15 protein-coding genes are annotated in these 17,083 nt (G+C 59.3%); 4 read left to right on the top strand and 11 right to left on the bottom strand.

The features are described from left to right. Positions 1-714 precede the first annotated feature (714 nt). Together AC3ZVB_RS07860 and AC3ZVB_RS07855 are read right to left on the bottom strand one after the other, a co-directional pair. The gene (locus AC3ZVB_RS07860; protein WP_490146237.1) at positions 715-1,497 is read right to left on the bottom strand and encodes a response regulator; all 783 of its coding nucleotides are present in this window, start codon (positions 1,495-1,497) and stop codon (positions 715-717) included. 117 nt (positions 1,498-1,614) lie between these two features. Continuing rightward, entirely contained in the window at positions 1,615-2,085 is a 471-nt protein-coding gene (locus AC3ZVB_RS07855) for a prepilin peptidase (protein WP_490146236.1), read from the bottom strand. A gap of 74 nt (positions 2,086-2,159) precedes the next feature. Between AC3ZVB_RS07855 and AC3ZVB_RS07850 the strand changes: the two genes are divergently transcribed. Next, positions 2,160-2,600 carry a TadE/TadG family type IV pilus assembly protein gene (locus AC3ZVB_RS07850; RefSeq protein ID WP_162440637.1) on the top strand — a complete coding sequence of 147 codons (441 nt, stop codon included), beginning with the start codon at positions 2,160-2,162 and terminating at the stop codon, positions 2,598-2,600. Then, complete coding sequence (locus tag AC3ZVB_RS07845) at positions 2,597-5,338, top strand: PAS domain-containing sensor histidine kinase (protein WP_490146235.1); 2,742 nt, start codon at positions 2,597-2,599, stop codon at positions 5,336-5,338. Before AC3ZVB_RS07850 ends, AC3ZVB_RS07845 begins: the two co-directional genes overlap by 4 nt. Here the strand turns inward: AC3ZVB_RS07845 and AC3ZVB_RS07840 are convergent. The 5 genes from AC3ZVB_RS07840 to AC3ZVB_RS07820 all read right to left on the bottom strand — a co-directional run bounded on the left by AC3ZVB_RS07840 (position 5,335) and on the right by AC3ZVB_RS07820 (position 9,841). Further along, positions 5,335-7,191 carry a pilus assembly protein TadG-related protein gene (locus AC3ZVB_RS07840; RefSeq protein ID WP_490146234.1) on the bottom strand — a complete coding sequence of 619 codons (1,857 nt, stop codon included), beginning with the start codon at positions 7,189-7,191 and terminating at the stop codon, positions 5,335-5,337. The genes AC3ZVB_RS07845 and AC3ZVB_RS07840 overlap by 4 nt on opposite strands. Before the next feature lie 347 nt (positions 7,192-7,538). Then, positions 7,539-8,096 carry a DUF4136 domain-containing protein gene (locus tag AC3ZVB_RS07835; RefSeq protein ID WP_162440634.1) on the bottom strand — a complete coding sequence of 186 codons (558 nt, stop codon included), beginning with the start codon at positions 8,094-8,096 and terminating at the stop codon, positions 7,539-7,541. A 54-nt stretch (positions 8,097-8,150) separates the two neighbouring features. Then, on the bottom strand, positions 8,151-8,777 hold the full coding sequence (locus tag AC3ZVB_RS07830; RefSeq protein ID WP_490146233.1) for a DUF4136 domain-containing protein: 627 nt from the start codon (positions 8,775-8,777) through the stop codon (positions 8,151-8,153). A 12-nt stretch (positions 8,778-8,789) separates the two neighbouring features. After that, the gene (locus AC3ZVB_RS07825; protein ID WP_490146232.1) at positions 8,790-9,539 is read right to left on the bottom strand and encodes a methyltransferase domain-containing protein; all 750 of its coding nucleotides are present in this window, start codon (positions 9,537-9,539) and stop codon (positions 8,790-8,792) included. Continuing rightward, complete coding sequence (locus tag AC3ZVB_RS07820) at positions 9,539-9,841, bottom strand: MazG-like family protein (protein WP_162439118.1); 303 nt, start codon at positions 9,839-9,841, stop codon at positions 9,539-9,541. Before AC3ZVB_RS07820 ends, AC3ZVB_RS07825 begins: the two co-directional genes overlap by 1 nt. 245 nt (positions 9,842-10,086) lie before the next feature. Here AC3ZVB_RS07820 and AC3ZVB_RS07815 point away from each other — a divergent pair, with 245 nt between their 5' ends. Both AC3ZVB_RS07815 and AC3ZVB_RS07810 read left to right on the top strand, forming a co-directional pair. Beyond that, positions 10,087-10,380, top strand: a complete 294-nt coding sequence (locus AC3ZVB_RS07815) for a hypothetical protein (protein ID WP_162439119.1) — start codon at positions 10,087-10,089, stop codon at positions 10,378-10,380. Between the two features lie 99 nt (positions 10,381-10,479). Then, entirely contained in the window at positions 10,480-11,829 is a 1,350-nt protein-coding gene (locus AC3ZVB_RS07810; protein ID WP_490146231.1) for an MATE family efflux transporter, read from the top strand. Here the strand turns inward: AC3ZVB_RS07810 and AC3ZVB_RS07805 are convergent. The 4 genes from AC3ZVB_RS07805 to speA form a co-directional block, all read right to left on the bottom strand. Further along, the gene (locus tag AC3ZVB_RS07805; protein WP_490146244.1) at positions 11,823-12,653 is read right to left on the bottom strand and encodes an alpha/beta hydrolase; all 831 of its coding nucleotides are present in this window, start codon (positions 12,651-12,653) and stop codon (positions 11,823-11,825) included. The genes AC3ZVB_RS07810 and AC3ZVB_RS07805 overlap by 7 nt on opposite strands. Positions 12,654-12,715: 62 nt before the next feature. Beyond that, positions 12,716-13,498, bottom strand: coding sequence for a DUF4123 domain-containing protein (locus AC3ZVB_RS07800; protein WP_490146230.1), 783 nt, complete (start codon positions 13,496-13,498; stop codon positions 12,716-12,718). Beyond that, positions 13,495-14,805 (bottom strand): type VI secretion system Vgr family protein, encoded by a 1,311-nt coding sequence (locus tag AC3ZVB_RS07795; protein ID WP_490146229.1) that lies wholly within the window; start codon positions 14,803-14,805, stop codon positions 13,495-13,497. The genes AC3ZVB_RS07800 and AC3ZVB_RS07795 overlap by 4 nt, the downstream gene beginning before the upstream one ends. A 233-nt stretch (positions 14,806-15,038) precedes the next feature. Beyond that, positions 15,039-16,952 carry an arginine decarboxylase gene (speA, locus tag AC3ZVB_RS07790; RefSeq protein ID WP_059405726.1) on the bottom strand — a complete coding sequence of 638 codons (1,914 nt, stop codon included), beginning with the start codon at positions 16,950-16,952 and terminating at the stop codon, positions 15,039-15,041. Positions 16,953-17,083 lie beyond the last annotated feature (131 nt).

Genomic DNA, 17,083 nt, shown 5'->3' with positions numbered 1-17,083 from the left:
GGTCGGTCAATCGGCCGCTATCGCGAGCAGGCTCACTCCTACAATAGATCGAGTAGACCTGCATGAATCAGATTGGCTGTCAGGCCGCCATCGCTGGCAGGCCAGCTTCCACAGGATCGAGTACAGCCGCATGAATGGGGTCGGCTGACAGGCCGTCATCGCGAGCAAGCTTTGCTCCTACAGAAGATCAAAAACAAGCCACCACCCAGCGCCGTCGCCCTTCACCACTCAAGGCCGAGCGTTAGCTCGCCTGCAAGCTTTTGATCTTGATCCGGCTTTTGATCTACCCGCCCCTTCGGGAGGCCGAGTGAAGGTGTTCATCTGGGGGGCAGGCGCGAAGCGCCGTGCGGCGAAGCCGCACACATCGAGAGGAGGTCGTCGCGAAGCAGACCGTAGGCGATGCCCCCAGATGGACACCGGAGCGAGGGAACACCGAGCTTTAGCGAGGTGCCGTACGCTTGGGGCGAGCCTTTTTTTGCTTACTTTTTTTTGGCGTTTGAAAAAAAAGTGAGTCGCCGTAAGGGCGAAACCCTAAGTGGCCGTTACCGCAGCAATGGATATGTACACCTGCAAAAAATGGGTCGGCTGTCAGGCCGCCATCGCCGGCAAGCCAGCTCCCACAGTGGATCGAATACATCCGCATAAACCGGGTCAACCAATAGGCCGTCATCGAGAGCAGGCTCACGCCTACAAAAAGCGCAAGCAACCCAAAGGTCAGTGCGCCGTAACCCTCTGCCGCAAGCCAGAACCACTGGGCGACAGCGCCAACGCCAACTGCGTCCGATTATGCATATGCGTCAACCGCAACACCTGCGACACATACAACTTCACCGTGTTCTCGGTAATCCCCAACTCACACGCAATCTGATAATTCGTCTGCCCCTTCCCCACCAACCGCGCCACGTCCAGTTGCCGAGGAGACAGCTGATTGAAAATCGAAGGAATCTCCAACCGATCCGCCTCACTCAAACCAGCGCCCGAAGAACCCCGCGGCGAAGGACTGCGCCGAACCTTGTCGAGGTCTTGGTACAGATCATCGATGGACTCGGAAAGGTACTGCAGCTTCTGATTCAAATGCCCCAACTGCAGGCCCTTTTGCCGCTCCTGCAGCGCCACCATCTGACGGTGCAAGCCCTGCAGCAACTCATCAAGATCAATAGGTTTCTGATAGTAATCGGCAAAGCCTGCACGCAATGCCTTGATGACATCCTGCTTGTCTGCCCGGCCGGTCAGCATGATCGCCTCGAACACCCGATCCTTGCCCGCGATTCGCTGCAACTCCTTGACCAGTTGAATGCCATCCATGCCCGGCATGTGCAAATCACACAGCACCAGGCCGATATCCGCATCTTCAGTGAAACATTCAATCGCCTGTTGACTGGTCTCACAGGGAACACAGCGATATCCACTGCTCTCGAGAAACTCGTTAAGTTCTTCCACGATCAACGGCTGATCGTCGACCACAAGGACTTTTACTACCGAGGTGAGCTTGTTCACGTGTTACTCCATGCCGACGCCAAAACCTGGCCATTCCTGTACCGACAGCCAAACGCTGTACAACTACGAATGACTTGAAAGTAGACGACTTTTTCGATCTGCACACAGAGTAAGTGACTAGCGGATCCAGGCTATCGTGAGCGCCGCCCCCACCAGAACGAAGGGCGCAAAGGGTTGTTTTTTTGACATTTCAGGGCCCATGTACCGCAAATGCCCTCTAAGTGACTGACCCATATAAAGCCAGACTTTTGGCGAAATCAGCAGCCACAAAACACTCGCGACACCTGCCCCGATAAAAGTACCCAGAACGTGCATACCGTCCGTCGCAAGCGCCAAAGCTGTCACTAATTTCACATCCCCGGCGCCCAGGCGTCCCATCCAGTAACCCGGCAAAGTGAACGCCAGCGCCAGCAAAAAAGCCTGACCACCCTGCCAGGCCTCTGCGCCGAGCCAGGTTTTTCCTGACCACAACAACCAGGCCAGCGCCAACGCTCCAATCCCCAAGGTCAGGGCATTGGCGATGTGCCGCTCCCGAGCATCCTGCGCCGCGCAAATCATCAGCCAGATCAGTAGAAAAACGCTCTGCATAAGTAAAAGCCGTCCGTTTTGGCTGAATGATTCTATGCTGACATTACGTTGTGATTGTCAGGGTAGACGCACACATGAAAACCGCCCTCCCTCGCCAGCAAAAAGGCGCCGCAGCCATCGAATTCGCTTTGGTGTTCGTGATTTTTTTTGCCGTGCTGTATGGCGTGCTCAGTTACAGCCTGCCGCTGTTATTGATGCAGTCATTCAACGAGTCGACCGCCGAAGCGGTTCGCCGCAGCGTGGCCGTGGACCCGACAACCGCCAACTACAAACAGGCTGTCGAGAAAGTGGCGACAGATGTGCTGACCCAACGATTGTCCTGGATTCCGGCCGGGCTGCAATTCAGTGTTCCCAACCACGCGAAGGCGGTTTATGCGGCCGGTGTTTTGACCGTCAGCATCGATTATCCCAGCAGCAAATTGAACAACGTTCTGCCCACGCTGGTGTTGCCGGGGGTCGGTTCGGTGCCCAACTTGCCAACGACGCTCAGCGCTCAATCGAGCCTGCAGTTTTGAGCAGTGGTGACACGCTCTTCGGGCGTTTACTCCAGCGACAACGGGTGGCTCCACCGATTGCACCGGACACGGTGAGCACGCCGGGCATCGGTCTACAAGTCCACCTGGACGCCCACGGCGGCGTCATTCACTTAACCGGTCCGCTCAGGCATGCGCTCGCCCAGCAAACACCTCACGCACACCCCGCGCCATTAACCAGCTACCTGATGCCCGACAGTTGCCTGTCCGTCGAAGGGACGCCCGAGGAGTGGCTGGGACACAGCCTGGACCTCGACTTTCAGGGGCTCGGCGGACAGCCCCTGCACCTGCGCGGATGGGTTCAGCCGCTGGCAGATACCTGGTTGCTGCAACTGCTCGACATCGGCGATCTGTTGCTGGAACGCCGACAGGCACGCATTCGCGAGCAATGCCAACAGCTGGCAGCACAGGCCAATGAACAACTGCGGTTGTGCAGCCTGGCGCGCCTGCCCGAGGTGCTGACGGAGCAATTGCAGTGCGTGGCCCAGCGCTTTCAGATTCCCAGCATCGCCATCGCATTGCTCGATGAACAGGGCGATGGCTGGCAGGTTCTTCACCACTACACCGCCTTCGACGCGCCCGGTCTTTGGCACGACAATCAGCGCCTGGGCACCCGTCTCGATAGCCTGAACGGCTCCGCGCCCCAGCAACTCAGTCGCAGCGAGCACCCGCGGCTACAAAGCCTCTTTGGCAACGCCGATGGATTCGTCGTGCCTTATCACGATGCGCAAGGCGTGGCTGCCTGGTTGCTGTGTGGTCTGTATCCGGCGCAACAGCGTGCGCCTGACATGCATGATCGCGATTGGCTGGACCTGACTGCCGCGCTGGCCGCTCCCCTGCTGGAGCGTTTGCGCGAGCACCGTCACCGCCTGCAACTGGAACGCATGGAGTCGTTGCAAACGTTGCTCGGCACAGGCTGGTGGGAGCTGTTCGACGACACTGATTCGGTTCATCTGGCCCCTTCGCTGGCGAGCACTTTAGGGCTCGGTAACGCGCAACTGTCACTCCAGGAATGGCTCGATCACGTGCACCCCGCCGAACGCGAAGAATTGAACGCGCGCTTGCAAGCCCTGCAAAACGACAGCGTGGCGTTGTCGCTGTGCGTACGCCTGCATCGCACCGATGCCGCGCAAACACCGATCTGGTATCGCCTGCAGGGCCAAGCGGTGGGCATCGGAAAACACCGGCGTCTGATCGGGTTCATGCTCGACATCAGCGACATCAAGAACCAGCAGCAGGATGCCGCAAAAGCGCACGCGCGCCTGGACAACCTGATCGCCAGTTCACCTGCGGTTATCTACGTGCAGCGCTATGCCGAAGGGGTGTTGCACCCGACCTTTTTCAGCGACAGCCTGTTGCCTCTGCTGGGATTGTCCCTCGCCGATTGCAGTGTCGGAGCGCTGGTGGAGCGGATACACCCGGAGGATCGTGATCAGTACTTCGAACGCACACGCCTGTTGCTGCGCGAAGGTTCGGTGCGTGCCCGCTATCGGTTGCGTGACAGTCGCGGTGATTACCATTGGCTGCTGGATGAAGCCAAATTGCTGCGCGATGACCTCGGGTTGCCGGTCGAAGCAGTTGGCCTGTGGCTGGACGTCACCGAAGCGACCCTGGCGGCCGAGCAGGTTAAACAAAGCGAAGAGCGCTATCGCATCCTCGTGGAAGATTCACCGGCCATGATCTGCCGCTACCGCCCGGACCTGACCCTGACATTCGGCAATCGACCGTTGGCGACTTACCTCGAATGCCAGCCCGAACAACTGCCCGGCGTGAACCTCGGCAGCTGGATGTCCACGGAACAGCGTGAGGCGTTTCTTATGCGGCTAAGTTATCTGAGTCCTGAATGCCCGGTGAGTAGCGCGGAAATCAGTTTGCAACTGCCGGGACGGGAGCACGCCTGGTGGGTCTGGTCGGATCGCGGGGTGTTCGACGAGCAGGGGCGATTGCTGGAGGTTCAGGCCGTGGGCCGCGACAACACCGAAGTCCGGCGAACCCAGCAGCAACTGACTCAAAGCGCAAAAATGGCCACCCTCGGCGAAATGGCCACGGGCCTGGCCCATGAAATCAACCAGCCGTTGAATGTGATGCGCATGGCCATCGTCAATGTGCTCAAACGTCTGAGCAGCGGTGATGTGCAGATCGACTACCTGACCGACAAGCTCAACCGCATCGATGCACAGGTCCAGCGTGCCGCGCGGGTGGTGGATCACATGCGCGTGTTCGGCCGCCATTCCGAGATCGAGCAGCATCCGTTCAATCCGGCGCACGCTATCGAAGGCACGCTGTCGCTGCTGGCCGACGGCATGCGCGGCAAAGGCGTGGAGCTGCGGGTCAGCGAGGTCGACTTCGAAGTTCAGGTTCGCGGTTATGTCGATCAGTTGGAGCAGGTGTTGATCAACCTGATGGTCAACGCCCGGGATGCACTGCTCGCGCAACGTGAAACGAATCGTGAGCTGGAGCCGTGGATTGCAGTGCATGCCGAACGGGATGCGCAGCATGTACGACTGTGGGTCGAGGACAACGGCGGCGGTATCGATCCAAGGTTGCTGGAGCGCATATTCGAACCGTTTTTCACCACCAAACCGGTCGGTGTCGGCACCGGGTTGGGGCTGTCGGTGAGCTACGGGATTGTCGAGAATATGGGTGGACGGCTCAGCGTCAGCAACTCGCCGCAAGGTGCGCGGTTTTGTATTGAGTTGCCGATTCTGCTGGAAGACTAGATCACCAGAAACGCTTTGCCGGTCTGGCCGCAGCTCAGGTTGGCGCTCACTTGGCTTTTTGCTACATCGATTCCCAGCGTCTGCATGACCTTGTTCAGCAGGTTGTCCAACAGTGGACTCAGGATTGTGTTGAGGGTCGATGTCAGGAGGTCCGATACGCCATCAACAATGCTCAGAAGTGTTTTGAACACCAAAGTCAGAAGGCCGGGGTTGAACGTTGGTTCGTGAGGGGTCAGCTTCACGCCACTGACTGATTTGGACATGCTTGCAACTGGATCGGTCGCTACCAGTTTGTAGGGAGGTTCAGAACCCGCAAGCCCCATTACCGGAGGGTTGATGAAGGTGTAGTTGGCAGTGCTCTGTAAGGCTGGCACGTCGATCTTTATATCTGCGCCGCCACCGGCATACGCAACACGCGCGCAGGTGAAGCAGGGCTTGAAGCCAATGTCTAAAAGCGGCAATGCGCTGACTGTCATGGGCGATGTGGATGAAGCCCAATCAGACGTGACTCGGCCTACGCGTAGCCGAGCCGCCTCCGTGGTTGCCTTGACCGTCAGACTTTTGTTGGTGTCGCTGACACAGGTGAAATCGGTGACATACACGTTGCCTCCACCCGCTTCAAGACTGATATCAAGGTTCGGATCGGGCAGCACTCGCAAATCCAGACCTAATAACCCCGTGACGACGGATAACAAGTCCGTCACTACGCCCACCAGGTTTGTCACAAGAGACAAATCGATGGTTACCAAGGTCCTGACTTGTGCTGTGCGCACGTAAATCCTGTTTGCCCCCAACGGATCCAGCTTGGCAAGCGCCGGATTGCCGATCACAGAAAACTGCGGCGGCTCGATGACTCTTATTTTCGCCGTGGCACCCAAGCCAAGTCCCAGCAGGCTGACCGGCAAATTCGCCGCGACCGCATTCTGGCTGTTGCCGAATTGGACGAACCCTTGAACCAATTGAAAGACGTTTAGATCGGCATTCAACGCAGAGGAACTTCCACCTGTCTGGAGTTTGAGAATATCGCCTATATGCAGGGTGCCAGGGTTGACCGCCACGGAGGTCAAGGTATTGAGCCCCGCAACGACATCTGCGGTTGCACCGTTGCGCGTCGCAACGGTAGCAGCGGCCTGAAGCAATTGTTTGATCGTGGCGTCAGCAGCGAGAAGCCGATCGTAATCTCCGGCCGTCACCCGTAAATCAACGGCCAGCTGATTCAAGTAATCCAGCAAATTGAGGTGCGCCGATAACAACCCATTCCAACTGGCCACCGTCAGGTTCACCGAACTCCCCAGCAGGGCTGAAAAAAGAGGGTTAAGCAAACTGACATCGGCGACGGTGCTTCGGATACTCAATTGAGCCGTGGGTGGCAATGGCGCCGCAGCAACCGCTGTCGCGCTGAGTGTTGTATCGAGACTGACGGGACCGCTGGAAAACAAGGCCAAAACACCGGCGGCCAAACTCGTGAGGACGGTATGTCCCGCGACTACCCGCACGGCGGAAGACTTGTCCGGGTCAACGTTGAACGTGCGCAAAGAGTCGGCCCCGGTCAGCAGGAAGCCGCATTGAGTGACCAGTGTTTTATCGATAGCGGCGACAAAGTCGTTGCGCGCGGCACTTTGCCGGACAAACGTTGCCGCCGAGAGGCCAGCTTTGCAGTTACCCCCTCGGCTGACCGCTTCAAGCGCAGCCACATCAGCCACCCGTTGCAACTTGCGCTGCTCCAGGTACAGCCGACCGCTATCAACCACTAGCAACATGAACATCATCGCCAGGCCGAGGGTCAGCGCCGCCATCAAACCGATCGCGCCGCGTTGAGCGGTCGGGCCGCGAAACTGCATGCGGGGAGACATCGCGCACTCCTTTGCCAGCGTACTACCGAGGATTACCTCCGTGGGTAAAAATCAGTGTAGACAAGGGTTGGAGAGGTTGCTGGCAACTCGCTATCGCGCACAGGAAAAGCTCTCACAAGAGCAGAATACTGTTCACTGAGACGAACTTCAGACGAGAAAAATACTGTGGTGAGGGGATTTATCCCCGTTCGGCTGCGCAGCAGTCGTAAAGTTTTGGGGCTGCTTCGCAATCCAACGGGGCGGTGCGACGTTCTCTAAATCCCCTCTCCACAAATGTAAGCGTTCAGCTTAAGTGAACAATATTCCCTTTGGGAGCAAAGCTTGGCTCCTACGAGGGTTGCGCTGAATTACTTGGGCGGATAATTGGCCAATATCCGTCCGACCGTTTCGCGTATCGCGTTGCTGCGATCGGTCGGGTTCGGGGAGCGGGCGAGCATCTGCTCGTCACTGCCACGCCACACCAGCTTGCCGTCCTTGCCATCAAGCAGGTCGATCTGGATCGTCGCCACTTTGTAGGTAATGTTACGGGTTTCGTTGTACATCGGGCCGCCGTAGTAACCATTCCAAGGGCCACCCCAGGCGCCGCCGTAATTGGTGGTCACCTGTTGCTGGCGCTCTTCAATAATCAGATAAGTCTGCACGCTCAAGTCACCTCGAGTGCCGGCAGCGGCTGGACGCAGGCCGCGTTGATCGAGCTGCTCGCTCACCGACTGGCGAATGCGTTGCTCGGTAAGGTCACTCTTGATCCGCGGGTCATCAGGACGATATTGCAGGGCGGGGTCTTTCCAGCTCCAGCTGCGGTAGGCGGCAAAGTCGCGGCTGGCGTCGAAGTCGTGATTGACCTGATCGGAGGCGCAGGCGCTGAGCAGCGCAACCACAACCAGTAAAGCGAGTCGGCGGAACATGATTTTTCTCCGGTGAACGGCATGAACCTGCGCAATGCTTCTTATCTGCAGAAGCTAACTGGGAGGATACGCCGACATGGCCTTTTCCACAGCCGTCCTGATCGCATCCGCTCGCGCACTTTGAGTGCCCGTATCGCTGGTTTCTGCGCTGGCGCTCCACACCGGCTGGCCACTTTGTGCGTCGAACATATCGACGTGCACGACCACGACCTGTTCCTGGTAGGTCCGCACGATCGGCACGCTGTTGTAGACGCCATAACCGCTGCCACAGCAATGGTTGTATCCGCCGTATCCACCACCGTAATAACCGCCGCCGTAATAGTCATCCCGTACCTGGCGCAAACGGGTTTCCACACGCAGATCGGCGCTGACGAACAGGTCGGCCGGGCGATTGTCATGCAAGGGGCGCAAGCCACGCTGATCGAGGGCGTTGCTGACGGCTTCGGCAACCTGCGCCGAATCCGCCCACGCAGTTCCCGGCGGCAGTTGCCCGTTCAACCAGGCCCAGCTGCGGTAGCGTCCGTAGTCACGAGGGGGTGCCGGGTAGGCGCTGCGGTCGAAGGTCGTGGCCGCTTGCGGGGGTGCGGGCGGGAAGGGCCTGGACGTGGCCACATAAGGATTGCTGCCCTGACAAGCGGCCAAGCCCAGACAGATCACCAGTAACCCTGAACGACTTTTCATTTCATGCTCCGATCAGACCGGCCGACAGATCCAGTGCAAGTAGCGCCCAAGCCCGGCAAAGCTTGGGTGACGACGGTGAGCCAGCTCCATTTCAAGCAGGTCCACCAGCTCGACGCGGGCCTGGAACTCCACCGGCATATAGTCGTGAAAAACCCGGACCCCGCTCTGTGTTTCGACCCGCCACAGGCTTTCAAGTTGCGCCGCGAGTTCGCGCGGATCAAGGGGCTGTTGGGGGGTGAGGCTCTGCTTTTCGCCGGCCATGTCGTTCTTGCGCATTTTGCGGAAGTGACCTTTGAGCAGGTTGCGATAGACCAGCGCGTCGCGGTTATAAAACGCCAGGGACAGCCAGCCGTCGGCTTTGGTCAGTTGATGCAGCACGGGCAGGATCGCGTGGGGTTCGGCCAGCCATTCCAGAACGGCGTGACACAACACCAGGTCATAGGGTTCGGTGAGCTGGCCGAGCAGGTCCTGCCAGGGGGCTTGAATGAAGGTGGCGTTCTGGCCGGCTTCGGCGAAGCGCTGGCGAGCACCTTCGAGCATGGGTTCGGCGGGCTCGGCGAGCGTGACGTCATGGCCGCGCTGGGCCAGCCACAACGACATGTGGCCCAGGCCAGCGCCGATGTCGAGAACGCGCAAGGGGCGGTCCGGCAGGGTTTCAGCGAGGTCCGCCTGCAGCACGGCGAGGCGGATCGCGCCCTTGGCGCCGCCATAGATTTTTTCAGCGAAACGCGTCGCCAACTGATCGAAATGACGGTCGCTCATCAGCTGAACCGCCGTTCGCTGTCCGCGAGTTTGCTGCGTACCACTTCATTCATGTCCAACCCCAACTCACTGCACAACAGCAATAGATAAAGCACGATGTCGCCCACTTCCTGCCCGGCGTGGGCGAGCTTGTCCGCTGGTAACTGGCGGGACTGGTCCTCGGTCAGCCACTGGAAAATCTCCACCAGCTCGGACATTTCAACGCTGGCGGCCATGGCCAGGTTCTTGGGGCTGTGAAATTGCCGCCAGTCATTGCGATCACGGATGGCGTGCAGGCGTTGGGTCAGTTCAACAAGGTTCATCGGGCTCTCCTGAAGGCGTATAGCTTCGTGGGGATGGCGAGCGATGGCAAGTGTATCGATGCGACGCAGAACTTTGCCCCATAATCAAAAGTCGCATCACTTGTAGGAGCTGCCGAAGGCTGCGATCTTTTGATCTATTGAACGATGAAGATCAAGATCAAGATCAAAAGATCGCAGCCTTCGGCAGCTCCTACGCCGCGATTCATGGCCCAAGCCTCAACCACTTACATCAGGACGTTCACGACATGCAGGTAGAAAGCTTTTTCGAATGGCTCGGCCAGGCACTCGGCTCGGTTATCCGTTTTATCGTTGACGGCCTCAGTGGTCTGTTCAACCTGTTGAGCCATGCTGGCGCCAACTTTGTCGAAGGGCTTTCCCGGGCGCTGGGAATGGACACCTCGATCATCAGCATCATTGCCTTGATTCTTGGCCTGATGCTGCTGTGGTCAGCCATTCGGGCGTTCATGAATGCGTCGATCATCATGGGGATCATCTGGTTGCTGCTGGGGCTTTGGTTATTGAGCTGGATAATCCACTAACCCCCTGCCCTTCTCCCCTGTGGGAGCCAAGCGCCCACAAATGGATCGCTGTCGATTCCAAATGTGTCGCTACAATGCCCGCTCCCCCAAGGAGCCTGCATGTCCAACCTGATCACTGACTGGCGCGACCGCCCGACCCATCGTCGGGTCTGGGCGCTGGCCGCCCCGATGATTCTCTCGAACATTTCCGTACCGCTGGTGGCGCTGGTCGACAGCACTGTCATCGGCCACTTGCCCCATGCCCATCAACTGGGCGCGGTGGCAGTCGGGGCCAGTCTGTATACCTTTCTCGCGTGGGGCATGGGCTTCCTGCGTATGGGCACCACCGGGTTCGCGGCACAGGCCGCCGGGCGAGGCGATGGCGCAGCGTTGCGGCAGATTCTATTGCAGGGTCTGTTGCTGGCCATGGGACTGGCAATTGTCCTGGGTGCAGCGGGCGTGCTGTTGAGCGGAGTCGCGCTGCATTTCATGCAGCCCTCGGCGGAGCTTGATCAGCTGACTCGCGAGTTCTTCCACACCCGGCTATTCGGTCTCCCGGCGGCGCTGGCCAGTTATGCACTGGTCGGCTGGTTCCTGGGTACGCAGAATGCCCGGGCGCCGCTGGCGATTCTGCTGAGCACCAACCTGGTCAACATCGCCTTGAACCTGTGGTTCGTGTTGGGACTGGAATGGGGGGTGGTCGGTGCTGCTCGGGCGTCGGTGATCGCCGAGTGGACAGGCGCGCTCATCGGTCTGCTGCTGACCCGCAAAGCCTTGCGCGCCTACCCCGGCCACATTGCCTGGGCCGCGCTGGCGATCTGGCAGAGCTGGCGGCCACTGCTGGCGGTCAACCGCGACATTTTCATTCGCAGCCTGGCACTGCAATCGGTGTTTTTCCTGATCACCGTGCAGGGCGCTCGATTGGGCGATGCCACGGTGGCTGCCAACGCGCTGCTGCTCAATGGCTTGCTGTTGACGGCCCACGCGCTCGATGGCTTGGCGCACGCTGTGGAAGCCCTGTGCGGGCATGCCATTGGTGCTCGGGATCGGGATGCGTTGCGCCGCTCCTTGGTGGTGGCCTGCGGCTGGTCGTTGCTGGCGAGTCTGGGCTTTGCCGTGCTGTTCCTGTTCGCCGGGCATTTGTTCATCGAGATGCAGACCGATATTCAAAGCGTGCGCGACACAGCGTTCATCTACCTGCCCTATCTGGCCGCGTTGCCCTTGATTGCCGTGTGGAGCTACTTGCTCGACGGGTTATTCATCGGGGCTACGCGCGCCCGGGAAATGCGCAACGGGATGCTGTTGACGGTCGCGTTGCTGCTGCCATTCGCCTGGGCGCTGCAAGGCTTGGGCAACCATGGCCTGTGGATAACGTTCCTGTTGTTCATGTTGCTGCGCAGCCTGACGCTTGCCGCGTTTGCCTGGTATTTACGCAAGGACGATGGCTGGTTCGCGGGTAAAACTCACTGAGTCGGCGTCGCTCTGATAAAGCCTGTGACCTCATCCAGCACCGGCGCCAGTCCACGCATCGGTCGTGACAGGGTCGCCACCAGCGTGGCATGACCGGTGCGCGCAAAATACAGGTCCTGAACGGGGACCCCGGCTTCACGTAATTTCAAAGCCAGGCCGCCGGTGTTGCGGGTCGGGTTGACCAGCTCGTCGTCGCGTGAAGCCATCAGCAAGGCTGGCGGCGCGCCGCGGCTGACGTGATTGATGGGTTGTGATTGGGGTGGCGAGTTCGGCCAAAAGAACACCGGGCTCACGTCAGGATTTTCGATGGGAAGAAAATCGTACGGCCCCGCCAGACCAATCCAGCCGCTGATGTTGTGCGGCGACAATCCCACCGCCTCCAGCAACGTCGGGTCCAGCGCCAGCATCGATACGTTGTAGGCGCCAGAACTGTGGCCCATCAAGTACAACCGCTGCGGATTGCCGGAATATTCCCGGATGTGTTCATGCGTCCAGGCGACGGCCTTCGCGCCATCTTCGAGAAAGGCCGGATAGCGCACCTGCGGGTACAGGCGATAATCCGCCAGCACGGCCACAATCCCCCGCGATGCCAGGGCTTCCCCGACGAAACTGTAATCGGCCCGTGAACCGCTGTTCCAGCTGCCGCCATAGAAAAACACCACCACCGGCGCGTTTTCCATGGGGTGGCGTGGCACATACACGTCGAGTTTTTGCCGGGGATCACTGCCATAGGCAATGCCTTCGGTCTTGTCGAAGGTACCGTCAGGAGTCAGTGCATTGAGCATCTTCAGCGGTGAACAGGCGGTCGCCCCCACCAGTAACATTGCACCGATGGCCAGGTTGAACAATCGTCGAATCTTGCTGGCCATCAAGGTGAACCTCGGGTTCAGAGTTTGTCGTTCTGCCACAGGTAACGCAGGCATTCGAGACGCTCCTGCGGGGTCAGTCCCGGCAGCGGCTGTGCCAGTAAAGCGTGCGGGTATTGCAAGCGTAGCCACAACCAGTCATCGAGTACCGGGCGCTCGCTGAAACCCAGCGCAAGGCCTTCCTCAACATGGGACCACAGGTGGTGATAATCGGTGCCCGTTGATTGACACCAGTGCCAGGTGTGCTGCTCCAGCAAACAGGTTTGCAGCTTCTCCAGCTGGCGCGGGCTGAGGTTTTCCTGATTGCCCAGCGGGCTGACGACCAGCCCGGGATTGCTCAGTTGTTGCCAGCCCTGACTGCCTATCGCCCGGTCGGCCCACGTCCCGCCAAACCAGCGCAACTGGCGAACCGGTCCCAGCCAGCAACTCAACTCACGGGCATCGCAGGCATCGAAAAAATAACTCGCGGTGTACGGGTTGTAGTAACTCAACAGGGCTCGATGGTGCAGACCGATCGACACCGTGAGCATCCGACGCAGATGAGCGAGCAACTGCGCAGCCGAAGCCTCACTGAACAGCAACAAGCCTGGCCATAGGTGCTTTTCGCTGTGGCATGACTCAGCCAGCCGGGGACAGTCAGCGAGGTCAATCAGGACGGGGCCCTGCTCACGCAACGCATGCAGTTCCGTGCCTTCGAATAACCAGACACGCCGCACATGGGCGAATGAGCTGTGCAGCGTTGCACTCATCTGCGGTGCACCGGTTCCGTCGAACAACAGCCATCGCGCCAATGCGCCACTCATGCGGCGCTGCCCCGGCCTGACCCCATTACGACCCGACAGGTGCACAGGGTCTGCGCACAATGATGGAAACTGCCGCCGCCGGGCAGCAGGCACAGCAGAATCAAAGGCTCTCCCGAGGCCAGCCGCGACGCTAAATCTTCGACCGTTCCGGCTTCCTGTTCGGGCTCAAGCGCTTGCTCCGCGGGCGCAGGCGCCTGGAGAAACCCCGCGATGACCGGCTGATCCGGATCACCCTCGATAAAGCTCACCACCACTTCGGCCCCTTCGGGCAACAGCGCTGCCGATGAGGAACACAGGTCCTCGGCCAAGGGCAGCCAGCAGTGACTGGGCATCGCACCTTCGCCCTCATACAGCCAGTCAAACTGCACGGCCACTGACCGGGATGCATCGGGCTGCACCTCATCGACATCGACTACCCAGGCCCGCTGGAGGCTGTGCATCCGTGGCTTCACGGTCGGTTTGGCCAAGACGAGGGTCTGCTCGCAGTCAACGGCGTGGATCTGGTTGCTGTAGGGAGTCATCCGCTCACGACTCCATTGATGTTCAACACAGGTCAACAGCCAGAGTTGATTCCACTGCGGGATCGGGTGACCGCACAGCTGCATCAATTGGCCACTGCGCAACGTCATCACGTCCGTACGACCGTAGGCATCAGACTGAAGGGCCTGGCCCTCTTCACGTCCGAACTGGCGCACCGCCGGTTGCTCGCCCGCCGCCTGGAACATTTCACGCCCACCCAGTGGAAAGCGGCCCTGAGCATCACCAAAAACCAGGCAGTGCCCACGCGGGCGATGCTCGAAGAAATAGTGAAGTCCCGCTTCGGCGCAGAGTCGCTGAAGAAACTGCAGGTCCGACTCCTCGTACTGCGTACAAAAATCACGCAACGGATAATCACCACTCAACTCGAAACGCCGATCCTCGTCGGCAATACCGTGCTCGCGAAGCACCTGGCTAAGGATTTGCGGTACCGAACTGGCACTGAACACTCGCTGGCTGTAGCGCTGGGACAAACAACCGAGCCGCGGCCCCAGACGCACCCGACAGCGCCAGGGCGTGGAGCCATGTTCCTGCCGAACCAGTTCATGCAGTTGTCCATGAATACCGTTTCCCGCTAAACCAAAATTCAAAAAAACCGAGCGGTACAGGAGGCTGGCAAGGTCCAGCGCCGGGTCATCTACCCGCAGCTCCACGTCGAACACAAACGGCTCGCTGATGGCTTCTCGACCGGTAAAAGACAGGACTTCAAGGGGGTGGTGCAGGCCTGCTACATCCAGACGAAATGAACGTTCGTTGACTGGATTGAACATCGGCGATTCTCTACAAGAGGGGGCGGCCGAGGATTCTCGCTGAGAGACATGGCCGAGTAGAGTACCGAATTACAACTTAGGAAATGACCTACGCGAAAAGAGGACGATAGGGTTTTAATCGCTACAAAGCAGGATTTTTCAGCAGGTAAAAAAGAAACGTCGCACCAGGCGGTCTGAAGTTTCCCGCAGTACGCGGGAAATTTTCAGACAGCCAAGTGAAACGCAGACTTACCTCAAGAAGACAGGTAAGAGGAGCGGGTCAGGCCCAGACGCAGTGCATCGAGGAACTGGGTACGCTCTGCCGCAGTGATGCGCGCACTGGCGCATTTGTCGCGGTAGTGGGTCATCAGCTCTTCGGGCGACAGGTGCACATAGCGCAGCATGTCTTCGATGGTGTCGTGGGTTTCGATACCCGCGTGGTACACGCTGCCGTCGGCATTCTGGTAGATGTTCACCGAGTCGGTGTCACCGAACAGGTTGTGCATGTCACCGAGAATTTCCTGGTAGGCACCCACCAGGAAGATCCCCAGCAAGTAGTCTTCACCTTCGTTCAGCGCGTGCACTGGCAGGCTGGTCTCGATGCTCTGCTCGTCGACGTATTGCTTGATCTTGCCATCGGAGTCGCAGGTCAGGTCCTGCAATACCGCACGGCGCAGCGGCTCTTCGTCGAGGCGGTGCAGCGGCAGGATCGGCAGAACCTGGCCGATGGCCCACGTATCCGGCAGGCTCTGGAACACCGAGAAGTTGCAGATGTACTTGTCGGCCAGCTTGTCGTTGAGTTCGTCGAGCACCTGACGGTGCGAGCGCTGACGGGCTTTCAACGAGTTGTGCAGGCGACGGCACACGGCGAAGTAGCATTGCTCGGCCAGGGCTTTCTCGGCCAGGGTCAGCTTGCCATCGGCGTACTGGGTGGCCACGTCGCTCATGTAGTGCGTCGCGCGCCAGTAGGTTTCGGTGACCATCTCGATGTCGGTCGGACCCAGCAGGTCAACCAGCCACTGCACGGTTTCCGGCAGCGCTTCCTTGTTCTCGATCTGTGGCACGTCGTCGTTGTGCTTCTCGACGTCGGTGACCTGCACCACCAGCATGGCGTGGTGAGCGGTCAGGGAACGGCCGCTCTCGGAGAAGATGTTCGGGTGCGGCAGGCTCTGCGCGTCACAGAATTCCTTGAGCATCCCGACCACAACACCGGCGTAATCGTCCATGTCGTAGTTGATCGAACTGGCGTTGCGCGAGTGGGTACCGTCGTAGTCGACACCCAAACCGCCACCGACGTCGATGTGATCGACCGGCAGGCCCAGGTTACGCAGCTCGCCGTAGTAACGGATCGCTTCCTTGAAACCGTGCTGGTAGTCCGCCAGGTTGGCGATTTGCGAACCCATGTGGAAGTGCAGCAGGCGAATGCCCTGGTCCAGGCCAGCGGCACGGAAACGCTCGACCACCGACAGCAGCTGCGCCGCCGACAGACCGAATTTGGATTTCTCGCCACCGGTGTCAGCCCATTTGCTCGATGCCAGGGACGACAGGCGCACGCGCAGACCGACCTGAGGCTTGACCTTCAGCGAGGCGGCCTCTTCGATCACCAGTTCAACTTCGGATTCTTTCTCGATCACGATGAACACGTTGTGACCGAGCTTTTGGCCCATCAGCGCCAGGCGAATGAACTCACGGTCCTTGTAACCGTTGCAGACGATGGTGCCGCCCTTCGGTGCCAACGCCAGCACGGCCAGCAGCTCAGGCTTGGAGCCTGCTTCCAGGCCTATGGACACGTCCTGGGTTGCGATGATGTTCTCGATCACCGCTTCCTGCTGGTTAACCTTGATCGGGTACAGCGCGGTGTACTTGCTCTGGTATTCCAGACGCTCGATGTTCGCATCGAATGCGCCGGTCAGCTGACGCACGCGGTCTTGCAGGATATCCGGGAAACGTACGAGCAATGGCAAGGACAAGCCGCTCTTGCGCAGCTGGTCGACTTGCTCGAACAGGTCGATAGGCGAACTGGTCGGACCGTTCGGACGAACTTCGACGCGACCGGCGTCATTGATCGCGAAATACCCGGCCCCCCAATGGCGAATCCCGTAAACACTGCGGCTGTCCGCAACTGTCCATTGGCTGCCATCGTCTTTGCGTGTGCGTCGTACGGACATTGAAGTCCCCTATAAAGAAGTCATAGAGCGTCGCCTGGGTTCAGGCCGGCGCAGTCTAAAGAATGAAAATGACGGTTCGTCAACGAGGGATAGACCTCGCTGACCGCAGTGAGTTTAGAAACCGGTCAGAA

Source organism: Pseudomonas sp. MDV22-iso1 (assembly GCF_058145095.1).
Note: the sequence above shows the minus strand (reverse complement) of the source record. Positions and strands in the feature narration are given on the sequence as shown.